This window comes from Streptomyces sp. CRN 30, assembly GCF_034105845.1.
Genome location: NZ_JAVRHI010000433.1, coordinates 21,605 through 36,226, shown reverse-complemented (window position 1 = coordinate 36,226; position 14,622 = coordinate 21,605). Strand labels below are relative to the sequence as shown.

The window sequence follows — 14,622 nt, the reverse complement described above, 5'->3', positions numbered from 1 at the left end:
GGGGTCGGCCCGGGTGCGGAACGGTCCGCCGGGCTCACTGGGCACTCGCGGCGGGGCGGACGACGATCTCGTTGACGTCGACCTCCGCGGGCTGGGACAGGGCGTAGGCGATGGCCTCCGCGATGGCGGAGGCGGGCAGCGCCACGGAGCGGTAGGTCCGCATGGCCTCCCGCGCGGCGGGGTCGGCGATGCTGTCGGCGAGTTCGGACTCGGTCACGCCCGGGGAGACGAGGGTGACCCGGACGTCTCCGCCGGACTCCTGGCGCAGCCCTTCGGAGATCGCGCGGACGGCGAACTTGGTGGCGCAGTAGACGGCGGCGGTGGGAGACACCTCGTACGCGCCGACGGAGGCGACGTTGACGAAGTGCCCGCCGCCCTGGGCGCGCATCACGGGCAGGGCGGCGGCGATCCCGTGCAGCACTCCCCGCACGTTCACGTCGATCATCCGGTCCCACTCGTCGGTCCGCAGCGCTTGGAGCGGCGAGAGCGGCATCACTCCGGCGTTGTTGACCATCGCGTCCACGCGACCGTAGTGCTCGCGGGCGGCGGACACGAAGGCCCGGACGTCGGCGGCGTCCGTGACGTCCAGCCGCCGGAACGCGGCGGTGCCGCCCGCGCCGGTGATCTCCTCGGTCAGCTTCTCGAGCCGAGCGGTGCGCCGCGCTCCGAGGAGCAGCTGGTGGCCGTCGGTGGCGAGCCTGCGGGCGGTCGCCTCCCCGATCCCGCTGCTCGCCCCGGTGATCGCCACGACCCTGGTCGTCTTCGTCATGTCTGCTTCCCCTCCGGTGGGGTCGAGTACGGGGTGCTCGTGGTGGAGCACCCCGTCACGGATGCCGCCCGTCGCGGTGAACCCCGGCGGTGCGGATGTGTCCTGCCCTGCCGAGTCTGGGCAGCTCCGACTCCGCCGACCAGGACGGGTGCTGCCTGGGTGTACGGCACCCAGGCAGCACCGGGCATCAGCGGCCTAGCCTGGGTGCCATGGCTGACAATCACCTGGGAGAGTTCCTGCGTGCGCGCAGGGCGGCCGTGCGGCCGCAGGACGTCGGCATGGTGAGTCACGGCGTGCGCCGGGTCACCGGACTGCGCCGCGAGGAGGTCGCCGTACTGGCCGGAGTGAACGCGGACTACTACACCCGCCTGGAACAGGGACGCGAACGCCGGCCCTCGGCCCAGGTGCTCGACGCGCTCGGCCGTGCCCTGCGACTGGAGCCGGACGAGCACGTACACCTGCACCGGCTGGCCGGGACGACCCCCGGCGACCGCTTCCCGCACACCACCGACCGGGTCGGTCCCGCCCTGCGGCAGTTGCTGGACGGCTACCCCGCAGCCCCGGCCTTCGTCATCGGCCCGACCCTGGACGTCCTGGCGGGCAACGCCCTGGCCGGGGCCCTGCACTCCCCCTTCGCGCGGGCGGACAACCTGGCCCGCATGGCCTTCCTCGACCCGGCGGGACGGCGGTTCTACACGCGGTGGCACCACACGGCACAGGTCCTCGTGGGCCATCTGCGCCAGGCGGCCGGCCGCGACCCGGACGACCCCCGGCTGCGGGACGTCGTCCGCACCCTCTCCGAGCACAGCGCGGACTTCGCGCGCCTGTGGGAGACCCACACGGTGCGGAGCAAGACCCAGGACAGCAAGCACCTGCTGCACCCGGACGTCGGCCCGCTGACCCTCACGTACCAGACCTTCGACGTGCGCGACGCACCGGGCCAGCAACTCGTCGTCTACCAGGCCGAACCCGGCAGCCCCAGCGCCCAGGCCCTCACCCTGCTCGGCTCCCTCCACGCCACCTCCGCGAAGGCCGCCGGGTAGCGGAAGGCCCGGCGACGCGTCACCCTCGCGCGTGCGCACCGCCGGGCCGGGGCCGGCCGGCCCAGGAGGGGTCAGGCGCTCGGCACCTTCCGCGCCTCGTCGGCGCTCGCGGCCGTGCCGGCGGCGGCGTCCGACGGGGCCTCGTGCGAGGTGACGTAGCGGCCCAGCTTCTTCTTGCCCGGCATCAGGGCGCCGCTGACCAGGGCCGCGACCAGGCTGATGGCGGCCGAGACGACCAGGGCCGTGGACAGGCCGTCCATCCAGGCGGAGCGGGCCACGTACAGGAAGGAGTTCGCCGTCTCGCCGCCCGCGGACTGCTGCAGGGCCGGGAACACGCCCTGGAGGGCGCCGGCCAGGCTGCTGTCGGCCAGTTCGCCGAGCTGCGCCGGGAGTGCGCGGACCGTGTCGGCGATCCCGTCGGAGTAGCCGGAGGAGAGCAGGGCGCCGAGAACGGCGATGCCGATGGCGCCGCCCAGTTCGCGGGAGGTGTCGTTCATGGCCGAGCCCATGCCGGAACGGTTGCGCGGCACGCTCCCCATGACCAGCTCGGTGGCCGGGGGCATGGCCAGCGACATGCCGAGCGCGATCACGATCATCGGCAGCATCACGGCCCAGTAGCCCACCCCGGCGTCCCAGAAGGAGGCCAGGAAGAAGCCGACGGCCATGAGGGCGAGACCCGCGGTGATGGTCCAGCGAGCGCCCCAGGCCTTGACGATCACCGGGACCAGCGGGGCCAGCAGCATCATCGGGATCATCATCGGCAGCGACAGCACGGCCGCCTTCAGGGTGCCGTAGCCCAGGACGAGCTGGAAGAGCTGGCTGATCGCGTACATCGAGCCGATCAGGGCGAAGAACGCGATCAGGCAGGCGACCGTGGAGATGCTGAAGACCGGGTTCTTGAAGAGCGTGAGGTCGAGCATCGGGTGCTTGACCCTGGTCTGCCACCACAGGAACAGGCCGAGGCCGACGACGCCCGCGATCAGGCCGGTGAGGACGAGCGGGTCGGAGATGCCGTGGGACGGGCCTTCGGTGATCGCGTAGACGACGCCGAGGATGCCGATGGTGGTCAGGAGGCCGCCCAGCCAGTCGACCGGGGTCTCGTGCTCGTCCCGGGACTCCGGCGCCAGGAGCTGGTTGGCCACGAAGGCCGCGAGGCCCAGGACGGCGCTGAAGACGAAGACCGAGTGCCAGGAGTAGTGCTCCAGCAGGACGCCGGAGAGGACCGAGCCCAGCCCGGCGCCGGCGCCGGCGACGCCCGTCCAGATCGCGATGGCGCGGGCACGCTCGCGGCGCGGGAAGACGTTGTTGATGACCGACAGCGTGGTCGGCATGACCAGCGCCGCCGCGATGCCCATCAGACCGCGGGCGAAGATGACCTCGCCGCCGGAGTCGGCGACGAAGCCCGCGTAGACGGACGCCAGGGTGAAGCCGGCGAGACCGACCTGCATGAGGATCTTGCGGCCGTAGCGGTCACCGACCGAGCCGCAGGTGAACAGCAGCGCGGCGAACGTCAGCGCGTACAGGTGCATCGCCCACGTCTGCTGCAGCGTGGTGAGCCCGAGGTCGGCGCTCATGCCGGGCAGGGCGAGGGTGAGGCTGCCGTTGGCGAGCATGACGGTCAGCAGACTGACGCACATCGCGCCGAGGATGCGCCAGCGGCGGTGGAAGACGTCCGGCGCGATGCCGTCCATCATCTCGGTGTTCTCGGCCACAGCGGTGCCGTTCCGGCCGGGCGGCTGCCCGTTTCCGGATATGTCGGTGGCGCTCAAGGGTGGTGCTCCTAGCGGGGAGAAACGAAAGCACCGGGTCCGGCGCGCTCTTCGTCGTAACGCGTCGACCCCGGCGGGGCGGGGGTGGCGCCGGCCTTATGCCAGCAAGGTGGTGCGCAGGGTGGTGAGTGCTTCGCTCATCGAGGTGGCCAGATCGGACGGCCTGCCGCTGTCCGGCCCGTCCGGTGCGTGCAGCCAGCGCTGCAGGGCGACCCGGACCACGGCCGTCACCACGGCGGCGACCAGTTCGGCGTCCAGGCTGTGCCCGACCCGTTCCGCCCGCGCCTCGATCACCGTGATCAGGCACCGGTCGAACTCCTCGAACCGTTTGAGCAGCACGGGCAGCAGCTCGGGGTTGTCCTCGACCAGCCGGTGGGACCGGATGATCTCGGCCCGCGCCGTCGTGACCTGCCGCGCGTGCTGGAGCATGAGCCACTTCAGCGCGTCGAGCCAGGACGACTCGGTGTCCGCCGTGAACACCGCCACGTCCTCCGGGTCGAGGTCGGGAGGGCCGTGGACGAGGGCGTCCTCCTTGGCGTGGAAGTAGTTGAAGAACGTACGCCGTGACACTCCCGCGGCGGCCGCGATCTCGTCGGCGGTGACCGCCGCGGCTCCGCGCTCGGTGGCCAGCCCGACGGCTGCCTCGGTGATCGCCGTGCGCGTCTGCCTGCGGCGCACGGACCGCAGATCCTCGCGTACGGCGTCCGTGGTCACGACTGCTCCCTTCCCCTGGCTCTTCCCCAACTTATTGCACTCAGTGCAATGCCTGCACGCAGGGCAACCAGGACACCGGTCCCGGCATTCCCGGACCGCACGGATGTGGCACAGGTCACGGCGCGCGACGGGGACGGCGCACGTACGTTCACCCGGCGGGCGTCGGCAGGTCGCCTTCACGTCACCGGTCGGGGCGGCGGGACTGGCTGGATGAGTGCCTGCCCGCCCGTCCACCCGTCCTCCGTAGGAGCGCCCATGACCGGCCCGACGCCCGTCAGCCCCGTCCGCACCCGTACGACATCCGTACCCGGCTCCTCCCCGACATCGCGCGGGCACCGCTTCGCGCGAGGAGCCGGAGTCATGGGCTGCGCGCTCCTGCTGGCCGGCCTGACCGCCACCCCGGCGCTCGCCGGAACACCGACGGCACGGAGCACCGCGTCGGCAGGAGCCGGTGACCTGATCGAGGTGACCCTCGACCAGCTGCGGCCCACGCAGCCCTCCCTCGGCCACGACCAGATCTTCTACAAGCTCGGGCGGTACTCGAGCACGAAGGACGAGGACCGGGGGAAGTTCAACAAGCGCTTCGACGACTGGTGCGAGACCAACGGGCAGGGGGAGGCCGCCTCGGTCGACGCGGACGCCACGCTCGCCGACCCCTCCTCCTTCACCTGCTCGATCCCGGTCGGGCAGGAGACCGAGGACAGCCTCGCGCAGATGAAGACCGTAATCGTCGGCCCCGGCGGCGCGCTGTACCTGACGGACGGCCACCACTCGCTGACCTCGTTCTGGGAGGCGGCGGACGGCGGCCCGAAGACCCCCGTCCGCCTGCGGGTGACCGCCGACCTCAGCAAGCTGTCGACCGCGGCCTTCTGGAAGGAGATGCGGGACAAGAACCGGGTGTGGCTGGAGGACGAGAACGGCCGGGCCATCACGGTGGACCGGCTCCCGTCCCGGCTCGGCCTGTCCCGCTTCCACGACGACCGCTACCGCAGTCTGGTGTACTTCACGCGGGGCATCGGCTACGACCAGGCCGACGGGTCGGCGGAGTTCCTGGAGTTCGGGTGGGGCACCTGGCTGCGCGAGCGGATCGACCTGGACCGGTACGACTCCACGTCGCACTCCTCCTACCTCGACGCCGTGCGCGACGCCTCCGAGGCCATGACGGACGTACCCGGTGACACGGTCGTATCCAACGGGCGCACCGCCGACGAGATGGGCCGGCTCGCCGAGTGGAACGACGGCAAGAAGGCGACCAAGGGCGAGTTCGGCGACCTGTCCGTGCCGCTGGACGACGCCAAGCCGGGCAAGCTCGCCTTCGCCCTGGACTACCGGTCCGGCGTGGCACCGAGTCCGGCCTGCACCCGGACCGTCACCGGCAAGCGCGCCGGTGCGCTGCTGGTCACATCCGGTACGACCTGCCTGGACAACGCACGGCTGACCGGTGCCGTCCTCGTCACCTCCGGGTCGAGCCTGGTGGTACGGGGCTCGGAGATCGCCGGCGCGGTGCAGACGGTCGGCGCCGGCACGGTCGAGATCTGCGGCAGTTCGGTGACCGGCGCGCTCTCCGTGACGGGCACCCGTGACCGGGTCACCCTCTCCGGCCCGGGCTGCACGGCCAACACCTTCGACGGTCCGGTACTGGTGACCGGGTCGCGCAGGGCCTGACGTCCGGGCACCACCCGCACCGCGGCCCCCGGTGCCATGCACCAGGGGGCCGGAACCGCGCGTTGCGGAGCTCAGTGCTGCGTCGGGGAGCCGCCCGTGGAGTCGCCCCCGTAGGAACGGCGCGCCGCGTCGGCGGCCTTGTCCGTCTGAGCGTCGTACTTGTCGCCCGTACGCTCGTCGACCATCCGCTCGGCGCCGTCGACGCCCTTGTCGGCCTGGTCCGGGTGACCCTTCGCCATCTCCTTGGCCTTGTTCGCCATGTCTCCCAGCTTGCCCATGGGATACCTCCCGCAATAGCGCGTATGTCGTACTGCACGGCAAGTACCCCACACGTCGCGGGTGACTCACATGAGTTCGGCACACGAGATCGGCGGCCGGCTCACTGGTCCTTCCTCGGTTCCTCATGGGCCGACCAGTCGACGACGGCCGCCAGGTCCGCTCCCGCTCGAAGCAGGGCAATGGTCCGTGCGGCGATCCGGTCGAGGCGTTGCCGCAGGATGTGTCGGGTCTCTTCGCGGCCGTCGAGCCGGTGCAGGGAGTGCATGACCTCGCGCACCGCGGGGATGCCGTAGCCGGTGCCGCGGAGGGCCGTGACGATCCTGGCCGCTCCGATCGCCGACAGGTCGTAGCGGCGTGCTCGCAGTGACGTCACTCGCTCGGGGATGATCAGCCCTTCCTGCTCCCAGAACCGCAGGGTCGAGGGGCGGACGCCGAGCGCCCCGGCGAGCTCCGTGATCGTCATCGCGTCGCCGTCCTGCTCCTCCTCGGACGCGACGGTGTGCGCCTCGGCCCCGATCGCGTCCAGCGCTCGCTGGGCGCGCAGGGCCTCGTCCCGCTCCCCCGCGAGCCGGACGTGCACCTCGTTGACCGCCGCGGCCGCCTCCGCGACCGTCCCCGTCCGCAGCCGCGTGAGCAGGTGCCGGGCCGCGACCGGCCCCATGGCGTCCGCGAGTCCCCGATAGGCGCGGAGTGCCTGCACGTGGACGGGTGAGTAGGACCGGTAACCGTTGCCCGAGCGCGCGGCCGGGGGAATGACGCCCAGCCGCTCCAGGTCGCGGACCTGTTGCGGCGAGTATCCCGACGCCCTGGCGACATCGGCCGTTCTGAGCGGCGCCTGCCGCGAACCGCCCACCGGCCTCCCCATCCGCCAACCCCACACAAGCACTTGAAGGTCAGGCTTGAACCATGAGCCCACATACGAGTATGAGCGTGGAACAGATCATCGCGACCGTGCGCGGCTTCGACGGCGGGTTCGTGCTCGTCCCGGAGCGGGGCGGCGACTTCCCGGAGATCGCGTGGGGGGACGCGTTCTTCTACTACGCGCCCGACGGTCAACTGCCTCACCGGGTCCAGCCCTACGGGACGGTCGTCACCAAGGACTACCCCGACGACACCGCTTCCGACCTCGACGCTCCCGGCCGCTGGCGCGTCAACATCCACGTCGGCCGTGCGACGTTCCGGGAGCTCACCGGGGAGGAGCCACGCGGTCTCAGCCGGCCCCGCGACCACGCGGCCGCCGACACCGTGGTGCCGCACCCGGTGTACGGGGCGCTCGGCTGGGTGTCCGTCGTCGTCCCCGGTGAGCGGACGGCGGACACCGTCGTACGGCTGCTGCGCGGCGCCCACGAAGCCGCTCGGGCACGGTCCGCGCGGCGCGACGCCCGCTGAGCCGGAGCCGCGCCGCTCCCCCCGTCCGGGTCGTCAGGCGAAGGCGGCGAGGACGCCCGCCGCCAGTGCGGACCGCTCGACCATTCCGCTCAGCGTCACGTGCTCGTTGCGGGCGTGGGCGCCGCCGCCGACCGCGCCGAGTCCGTCGAGTACGGGGGTGCCCGCGGCGAGGACGAAGTTGCCGTCGCTGGCGCCGCCCACCGCGGTCTCCCGCAGGTCGAGGCCGAGCGGCGCGGCGCAGGCACGGGCGACGTCGAAGAGCCGCCCGACGCCTTCCGTACGTTCGAAGACCGGTCGGTTCCAGCCGCCGTCCAGTTCCAGGGTCGTCCGGGTGTCGGCCGGGGCGAGGGCGGACAGCGCGGCCTCGACGCGGTCGCGTTCGGCGGCGGTCGCGACCCTGACGTCCAGGTGCGCCACCGCCTCGCCGGCCGTGACGTTGCTGCGGGTGCCACCGCGCAGCACGCCGACGTTGACGGTCGTCCCGGCCTCCGGGGCGGCCACCTCCTCCAGCGCGAGCACCTGCCGGGCCATCTCGTTGACCGCGCTCGCCCCACGGGTCGGGTCGAGGCCCGCATGGGCCTCCTCACCCCGTACGGTCAGGGAGAACAGCCCGACGCCCTTGCGGGTCGTCTTGACCGCGCCGTCCGCGCTCGCCTCGAAGACCAGCGCCGCCCTGGACGTCCGGGCCTCGGCGACGATGACGTCGCTGGAGGCCTGACTGCCGGTCTCCTCGTCCCCGTTGAGCAGGAGGGTGCAGGCCGGGACGGGCAGGCCCAGTGCGGTGAGTGCGCGCAAGGCCCACACCGCCTGGACGAGGCCCGCCTTCATGTCGAAGACGCCGGGGCCGCTGATGCGATCGTCCTCGCGCCGGTACGGCCACTCGCCCAGCGTTCCCGTGGACCAGACGGTGTCGTAGTGGCCGACGAGCAGCACCGGGGCGGCGGACGGCGGGGCGCTGCCGGGGTAGCGGCGGATCAGGATGTCGCCGGCGCCCTCGCGTTCGAGCAGTTCCTCCCGTGCGGGAGCGCCGAGCGAGGCGTCCAGCCAGCCGCGCACCCAGTCGAGGCAGACGGTGAGGCAGGCCTCGTCGTCGCTGGAGCTCTCCAGTGACGTGTAGGCGGCCAGGTCGTCGGCCATCGCGTCGCGGTGGCCGTCCAGCCAGTCGTGGACCGCACGGGCCTGGGCGTCGGTGAGGGCGGGACCGGTCGGCAGTCCTCCGGGGCCCTCGTCCGCTGCCCGCGCCGTCCCCGTCACGGCCAGCGCGTCCAGGGCGTCCAGCCGGTCCTCGGACATCCCCGACGGGTCGTGTTCCAGCTCCCGAAGGCCGTCGAGCACGGCGCTCAGCACCGGGGTGTCCAGCCCTGCGCGCAGCGACCGCTCGACGACGGGTGCGTAGTGCGTCGTCACCTCCACCGGGCGCCGGCGCACGGCCAGGTCCCGCCAGATGCCGCTGCGGTCCTTGGGCTGGGTACGGAGCCAGGCGGTCAGCCGGTCGCAGGCGGCGTCGCGGGAGACCGGGTCGCCGGGCCGGAAGGCGGGCGCGTCGAAGGCGTCGAAGGGCTCCAGCCGTACGCCCTGTGTGTCGGCTGCGGCGTACACCTCGGCGGCCAGCGCGAACATGGCGGCACGGTGCCGGTCGATGAGGTCCGCCATGGGGGCGTCGGCCAGTGCGGTCGCGGAGAGCATGGCGCCGAAGGCGGCCTTGGCCCACAGGTAGCCCTCGACGTTGTCGGAGACCTGCGCGGGCCCCCACGCCCGGAGGTCGGCGACGAGGTCCCGCACCCGTGCGGACACCGGTGCGCCGTCCGGCTCGCCGATGACGAACGCCCCCGGGCCCCCGTCGCGCACCACGCCCGGTTCGACGACATCCGCGAAGATGTTGACGAACGCGGCGACGGTCCGTTCCGCACCGACGTGCCGCGCGATCAGTTCCTCGTTGAAGCCGTTCTGCACCGAGACCACGTAGCCGTCGGGGGCCAGCCGGGGCGCGATCCAGCGCATGGCCGCCTCGGTCGCCTGCGCCTTGACGCTGAGCAGCACGCGGTGCAGCGGCGGGCCCGCGTACTCCTCGGGTGTCGCCGCGTCGACGCGGACGCTGTCGCGCTCCGTACCGCGCAGGATGGTCAGCCCGCCGGTGCGGACGGCGGCCACGTGGGCGGCGTCGGCGTCGATGACGGTCACCGGGTGTCCGGCCGCCGCGAGACCGTGGGCCAGGGTGCCGCCGATCGCTCCGGCACCGACCACGGTGTAGGCGTCGCCCTTCATGAGAGGTGTCCCTTCGTACGGTCCGGGAGCGTGCCCGGAGAGGGGTGGAGGAGGCCGGCGGAGGGGCCGGCGGGGGGCGTGGCGGTTGCGTCGGCGTCCGCACACGTGTCCGCAGCTTCCGCAACGTCCGCACGCGCGTCCGGAGCGTCCGCACCCGTGTCCGCACCGCCCCCCGTCCGCGCGTCAGCATCTGCGCTGGTCAGATCCGTTGCATGACTGTCCGACGGCCACAGTCTCGGCAGGTGTGCCGCCCCTGTGCCGCTGCCGCCGTCCACGCGGAGGATCTCCCCCGTCACCCAGGACGCCTCAGGACCGGCGATCCACAGCACCGCGCGGGCGATGTCGGCCGGGGTGCCGGGGCGTCCGAGGGGGTTGACGGAGACGGCCGCGGCGTAGGTGTCGGTGACCGGGTTGCAGTCGCTGTCCACCGCGACGAAACCGGGGCTGACCGCGTTGACGCGGATGCCGAGCGGTCCTAGCTCGAGCGCCGCCGCGCGGGTGGCCATCTCCAGCGCCGCCTTGGACGCGGCGTAGGGGCCGCCGCCGGGCCGGGCGCGCAGGGCGGCGCCCGAGGAGATGTTGACCACCGAGGCGGGCCGTCCGGCCGCGGTCGCGAGCCGGGCCAGTTCCGCCGTGGCGAGGACCGGTGCGCGGGTGTTGAGCGCGAGGACGCGGTCCCAGGCGGCGGCCGTGACGTCGGCCATGTCCAGCGACGGGTAGATGCCCGCCGCGTTGACCAGGACGTCCACCGGACCGTGCGCGCGCCAGCTGTCGCCCACGGCGGCCACCGGGCCGTCGGCGTCGCCCAGGTCGTGGACGAGGTGGCGCGCGCCGAGGGCGTCCGCGACCGCCGCGAGCCGGCCGGCGTCGACGTCCACCAGCGTGAGCCGTGCCCCCGCCCGTGCGAAGTGCTCGGCGACGGCCCGCCCGATGCCGCTCGCGGCGCCGGTGACCAGTACGTGTTCCGCGTGTGCCGTCGCGGACATCAGGCGAACTCCTTGTCCTTGGTCTCGGGCATGGTCAGGTAGACGACCAGGGAGACCAGCGCGGCCCCGCAGACGTAGATCCAGAGCTTGTCGGCGTGCCCGGCGTCGCTCATCCAGGTCGTGACGTAGGGGGCGGTGCCGCCGAAGAGGGCGACGGCCAGCGCGTACGGCAGCGCGATGCCGGTGGCCCGGACCTCGGGCGGGAACTGCTCGGCCATGATGACGGCGCAGTTGGCGGAGTAGCCGAGGATCAGCAGCATGCCGGTGAGCTGGACGAGGAACAGGACGACGAAACTGTCGTTCAGCAGGTGCAGCATCGGCCAGGCCAGCAGGACGAAGCCGATGGCGAAGCCGGCCATGGTGGGTTTGCGTCCCAGCCGGTCGGAGAGCAGGCCCGCGAAGGGCAGCAGCACGACGAAGACGATGAGACACAGGGTCTGGGAGAGCAGCGCCTTCTCCAGCGGGATGCCCGTGGTGAGGTTGGCGTACGTCGGCAGGTAGTTGACCCAGATGTAGTACGTCAGCGTGCCCGCGATCGTGATGCCGGCGACGCGCAGCGCGGCGGCGGGGTGCTCGCGGAACATGGCGACGAGCGGGTTCTTCCGCGCCTTGCCGCCGGCCTGCGTCTCGGTGAACGACGCGGTGTCCTCGACGCTGACCCGCAGCCAGAGCCCGACCAGGCCGAGCAGCCCGCCGACGACGAAGGCGACGCGCCAGCCCCAGGTGTGCAGGGCGTCCTCGCCGAGCAGCGAGGTGAAGACCGTGCCGAGCAGGGAGGCGATCAGTACGCCGCCCGCGACGGACACCTGCTGCCAGGAGCCGGCGAAGGCCCGCCGCCCGGGCGCGGCCGACTCGACCAGGAACGCCGAGGACGAACCGAACTCGCCGCCCGCGGAGAAGCCCTGGATGAGCCGGGCGACCAGCAGGATCGCCGGCGCGGCGATGCCGATCGTCTCGTAGCCGGGGGTGAAGGCGATGAGGAAGCCGGCGCCCGCCATCAGGCCGATGGTGAGGGTCAGTCCCTTCTTGCGGCCCTTGCGGTCGGCGTACGCGCCGAGGACGGCGGCGCCCACCGGCCGCATCACGAAGCCGACGGCGAAGACGGCGAGGGTGGAGAGCAGGGCGGCGGCGCCGTCGCTCTTCGGGAAGAACACGTCGGCGATGATCGCCGCGAAGATGGAGTAGAGCGCCCAGTCGACCCACTCGACGGTGTTGCCCACGGTGCCGGCGATGATCGCCTTGCGCTGACGGGGAGTCAGCTTGTGGGAGGGTGCGGTGCGGGGTGCGGTGGCAGCGGTCTTCACGAGGGGGTTCCTCGCTTCCTGAGGGCAGGGACGGATCGGGCTACGGCGTGCGGGCCTGTCTGCGGGGGGGGGAGGGTGGGGCGTGCGGTGGGCGGCGCGCCGGTACGGCGGCGCACGGACCGGTGGGCGAGGGATGACGGCCCAGGGGCATGGCCCACGTGGATGCGGCGGGAGGTTGTGGCCGCGGGGAGACCGCCCGGGTGCGGGCGTACGAGAGACGAGGGGGGGAAGGAACGGCGGTGACCGGGCGCCCGGGACAGATGTGGTCGCTGTCGGGCCGGCACCGGCCGCCGTCGCGGTCCGCGGTCAGCCGGAGGCGCGCTTTGCGCGGCAGTACTCGGCGATGTCGCGATGGGTGGCGATCCACACCCCGTCGTGCCCGGCGATGTGACCGAGCAGTTCGTCCAGGACGGCGAGACGGGAGCGGTGCCCGATGATGTGCGGGTGCAGCGTCAGCTGGAACAGCCCGCCCGCGGCGTGGGCGGCGGCGAACTCGTCCTGCCAGATGCGCAGCACGTCCCGCGGGGCGATGTACGGGCGCAGGGACCCGAAGCGCTCCATCATGAAGTACGGGGCGTCGTCGCGGATCCACTCCACGGGGATCTCCACGACGCCGGTCGCCTCGCCGTCCTCGACCAGCTCGTACGGCTCGTCGTCGGCCATCAGCGAGGAGTCGTAGAGCAGCCCCATCTCCCGGGTGATGGAGAGGGTGTGCGGGGAGAAGTCCCAGCTGGGGGTGCGGATGCCGACGGGACGTACGCCGCTGATCCGCTCCAGGGTGTCGGCGGAGCGCAGCTGGAGCTCCCGCTCGGTGTCCGCGGTGAGCTGGGTGTTGCGCTCGTGGATCCAGCCGTGAATGGCCAGCTCGTGGCCGGCCTTCGTGTACGACTTCGCCTCCTGCGGGCGCAGCAGCGCGCAGACCGCGGGCATGAAGAAGCTGGCCGGGACGCGGTGGCGCTCCAGCAGGTCGAGGATCCGGGGCACGGCCACCCGGGCTCCGTACTCGCCCTGGGCCATCTTCGCCGGACTCGTCTGCCCGTCACGCAGGGCGGGTGTCTCGTGGTCCGAGTCGAAGGACACGGCCACGGCGCACCGGGCCCCGCCCGGCCAGGTGTCCGGCGCCAGGGAGCGGCCGGCCCGTACGCGGCCGACATGTCCGCGCCAGGTCTGTTCGTCCCACTCCCACGGTTGCTGTTCTCCGTGCGTCATCGGGTCCGTCCTTTCCGGAAGGGAACCGCGTTCCGGGCGAGGGCACCATCGCTCGCACGCCGTACCGGCCACCGCCGCTCTTGTGTGGCTGGGCGGTGGTGGTCAATAGTGGCCGTCTCCCGTTCGACAAGCCGGGGAATCGATGGAAAACGCCACAGACGTCAGGGACGTGAAGGATTCCGCCGTCGAGCTCGACGAAACGGATCTGGCGATCGCCCACGCCCTCCAGATCCGGCCACGCGCCCCCTGGTCGGCGGTGGGTGAGGTGCTGGGCCTGAGCGCGGTGACCGTCGCCCGCCGCTGGGGGCGGGTCTCGCAGCGGGGGACGGCCTGGGTGACGGCCACGGGCAGCCCCGCCCTGTGGCGCTCCCTGTGCAACGCGTTCGTCGACGTCGACTGCGAACCCTCGGAGCGGGGCCGCGTCGCCCTCGCCCTGGCCCGCGACCCGCGGACGAAATCCGTGATGGAGGTGGCCAGCGGGCGGGACATCCACGTCAACGTCATCACCCGTGACCTGCCGGCGCTGTCCCGGTTCGTGCTGGAGCACGTGAGCGGCCTGCCCGGCGTCGTCCGGGTCAACACCCAGGTCAACACGCGCATCCTGACGGCCGGCAACGACTGGCGGCTGGACGCGCTCTCCCGTGCCCAGCAGGCGCGCCTGCAGTCCCTGGCCGACGAGGCCGCGCCGCGCACGGCCGTCCCCGGCCCGCTGGGGCAGCCGGACCGGGAACTGCTGCTCGCCCTCGCGGTGGACGGCCGGCTCCCCGTCACGGACCTGGCCGAGCGGCTCGGGACCAGTCAGACCTCGGTGCGCCGCCGCCTGAACCGCCTGGAGCGGTCCGGCGCGGTGGCCTTCCGCAGTGAGGTGGCCCAGCACGTCACGGGGTGGCCGGTGACCTCGCTGCTCTGGGGGCGCGTCCCGGTCCCCCGGCGCCGGCAGGTCTGCGAGCGGCTGGGGCGGATGCCGGACGTGCGGCTGCTGACCGCGACGAGCGGCGAGACGAACGTGTTCCTCTCGGCGTGGCTGCACTCGGTGGACAGCGTCCTGGACCTGGAGGACCGGATCGGCGCGGAGTGCCCGGAGCTGGAGATCGCCGACCACGGCATCGTGCTGCGCACGGTGAAGCGGCAGGGGTGGATCCTGGACAGGCTGGGCCGCCGTACGGAGTGCGTCCCCATCGACCCGTGGTGCGACCTGCCGGAGGTCTCCGCCCGCTGACACCCGCCGGC

The 14,622-nt window shown here is 72.8% G+C and carries 13 protein-coding genes; 4 read left to right on the top strand and 9 right to left on the bottom strand.

The window, feature by feature from the left end; genetic code table 11:
• Positions 1-34 precede the first annotated feature (34 nt).
• Entirely contained in the window at positions 35-769 is a 735-nt protein-coding gene (locus UW392_RS47260; RefSeq protein WP_320781541.1) for an SDR family oxidoreductase, read from the bottom strand.
• Positions 770-978: 209 nt separating this feature from the next.
• On the opposite strand from UW392_RS47260, the gene UW392_RS47255 reads away from it, so the two are divergent.
• Entirely contained in the window at positions 979-1,812 is an 834-nt protein-coding gene (locus UW392_RS47255) for a helix-turn-helix transcriptional regulator (protein WP_320781540.1), read from the top strand.
• A 71-nt stretch (positions 1,813-1,883) separates the two neighbouring features.
• On the opposite strand, the gene UW392_RS47250 is transcribed toward UW392_RS47255, so the two are convergent.
• Both UW392_RS47250 and UW392_RS47245 read right to left on the bottom strand, forming a co-directional pair.
• The gene (locus UW392_RS47250; protein WP_320781539.1) at positions 1,884-3,581 is read right to left on the bottom strand and encodes an MFS transporter; all 1,698 of its coding nucleotides are present in this window, start codon (positions 3,579-3,581) and stop codon (positions 1,884-1,886) included.
• A 96-nt stretch (positions 3,582-3,677) separates the two neighbouring features.
• Positions 3,678-4,295, bottom strand: a complete 618-nt coding sequence (locus tag UW392_RS47245; RefSeq protein ID WP_320781538.1) for a helix-turn-helix domain-containing protein — start codon at positions 4,293-4,295, stop codon at positions 3,678-3,680.
• A gap of 255 nt (positions 4,296-4,550) precedes the next feature.
• On the opposite strand from UW392_RS47245, the gene UW392_RS47240 reads away from it, so the two are divergent.
• Positions 4,551-5,960, top strand: a complete 1,410-nt coding sequence (locus UW392_RS47240) for a ParB/Srx family N-terminal domain-containing protein (RefSeq protein WP_320781537.1) — start codon at positions 4,551-4,553, stop codon at positions 5,958-5,960.
• 71 nt (positions 5,961-6,031) lie between these two features.
• Here UW392_RS47240 and UW392_RS47235 read toward each other — a convergent pair whose 3' ends face one another.
• Both UW392_RS47235 and UW392_RS47230 read right to left on the bottom strand, forming a co-directional pair.
• Positions 6,032-6,238, bottom strand: coding sequence for an antitoxin (locus tag UW392_RS47235; protein ID WP_320781536.1), 207 nt, complete (start codon positions 6,236-6,238; stop codon positions 6,032-6,034).
• Between the two features lie 101 nt (positions 6,239-6,339).
• The gene (locus tag UW392_RS47230; protein ID WP_320781535.1) at positions 6,340-7,104 is read right to left on the bottom strand and encodes a MerR family transcriptional regulator; all 765 of its coding nucleotides are present in this window, start codon (positions 7,102-7,104) and stop codon (positions 6,340-6,342) included.
• A gap of 59 nt (positions 7,105-7,163) precedes the next feature.
• On the opposite strand from UW392_RS47230, the gene UW392_RS47225 reads away from it, so the two are divergent.
• Complete coding sequence (locus tag UW392_RS47225) at positions 7,164-7,628, top strand: DUF6194 family protein (protein WP_320781534.1); 465 nt, start codon at positions 7,164-7,166, stop codon at positions 7,626-7,628.
• A gap of 33 nt (positions 7,629-7,661) precedes the next feature.
• Here the strand turns inward: UW392_RS47225 and UW392_RS47220 are convergent, their stop codons facing one another.
• The 4 genes from UW392_RS47220 to UW392_RS47205 all read right to left on the bottom strand — a co-directional run bounded on the left by UW392_RS47220 (position 7,662) and on the right by UW392_RS47205 (position 13,392).
• Positions 7,662-9,893, bottom strand: a complete 2,232-nt coding sequence (locus tag UW392_RS47220; protein ID WP_320781533.1) for a 2-dehydropantoate 2-reductase — start codon at positions 9,891-9,893, stop codon at positions 7,662-7,664.
• Positions 9,890-10,879 (bottom strand): SDR family NAD(P)-dependent oxidoreductase, encoded by a 990-nt coding sequence (locus UW392_RS47215; RefSeq protein ID WP_414497478.1) that lies wholly within the window; start codon positions 10,877-10,879, stop codon positions 9,890-9,892. The genes UW392_RS47220 and UW392_RS47215 overlap by 4 nt, the downstream gene beginning before the upstream one ends.
• Complete coding sequence (locus UW392_RS47210) at positions 10,879-12,183, bottom strand: MFS transporter (protein ID WP_320781532.1); 1,305 nt, start codon at positions 12,181-12,183, stop codon at positions 10,879-10,881. Before UW392_RS47210 ends, UW392_RS47215 begins: the two co-directional genes overlap by 1 nt.
• 306 nt (positions 12,184-12,489) lie before the next feature.
• Positions 12,490-13,392 carry a polysaccharide deacetylase gene (locus UW392_RS47205; RefSeq protein WP_320781531.1) on the bottom strand — a complete coding sequence of 301 codons (903 nt, stop codon included), beginning with the start codon at positions 13,390-13,392 and terminating at the stop codon, positions 12,490-12,492.
• A gap of 142 nt (positions 13,393-13,534) precedes the next feature.
• Between UW392_RS47205 and UW392_RS47200 the strand changes: the two genes are divergently transcribed.
• Positions 13,535-14,611 (top strand): Lrp/AsnC family transcriptional regulator, encoded by a 1,077-nt coding sequence (locus UW392_RS47200; RefSeq protein WP_320781530.1) that lies wholly within the window; start codon positions 13,535-13,537, stop codon positions 14,609-14,611.
• The last annotated feature ends 11 nt before the right edge of the window (positions 14,612-14,622 follow it).

Coding starts and splice junctions, on each gene's coding strand:
- UW392_RS47235 (WP_320781536.1), bottom strand. CDS start 6,238: ATGGGCAAGCTGGGAGACATGGCGAACAAGGCCAAGGAGATGGCGAAG.
- UW392_RS47200 (WP_320781530.1), top strand. CDS start 13,535: ATGGAAAACGCCACAGACGTCAGGGACGTGAAGGATTCCGCCGTCGAG.
- UW392_RS47225 (WP_320781534.1), top strand. CDS start 7,164: ATGAGCGTGGAACAGATCATCGCGACCGTGCGCGGCTTCGACGGCGGG.
- UW392_RS47220 (WP_320781533.1), bottom strand. CDS start 9,893: ATGAAGGGCGACGCCTACACCGTGGTCGGTGCCGGAGCGATCGGCGGC.
- UW392_RS47205 (WP_320781531.1), bottom strand. CDS start 13,392: ATGACGCACGGAGAACAGCAACCGTGGGAGTGGGACGAACAGACCTGG.
- UW392_RS47230 (WP_320781535.1), bottom strand. CDS start 7,104: ATGGGGAGGCCGGTGGGCGGTTCGCGGCAGGCGCCGCTCAGAACGGCC.
- UW392_RS47255 (WP_320781540.1), top strand. CDS start 979: ATGGCTGACAATCACCTGGGAGAGTTCCTGCGTGCGCGCAGGGCGGCC.
- UW392_RS47215 (WP_414497478.1), bottom strand. CDS start 10,879: ATGTCCGCGACGGCACACGCGGAACACGTACTGGTCACCGGCGCCGCG.
- UW392_RS47260 (WP_320781541.1), bottom strand. CDS start 769: ATGACGAAGACGACCAGGGTCGTGGCGATCACCGGGGCGAGCAGCGGG.
- UW392_RS47240 (WP_320781537.1), top strand. CDS start 4,551: ATGACCGGCCCGACGCCCGTCAGCCCCGTCCGCACCCGTACGACATCC.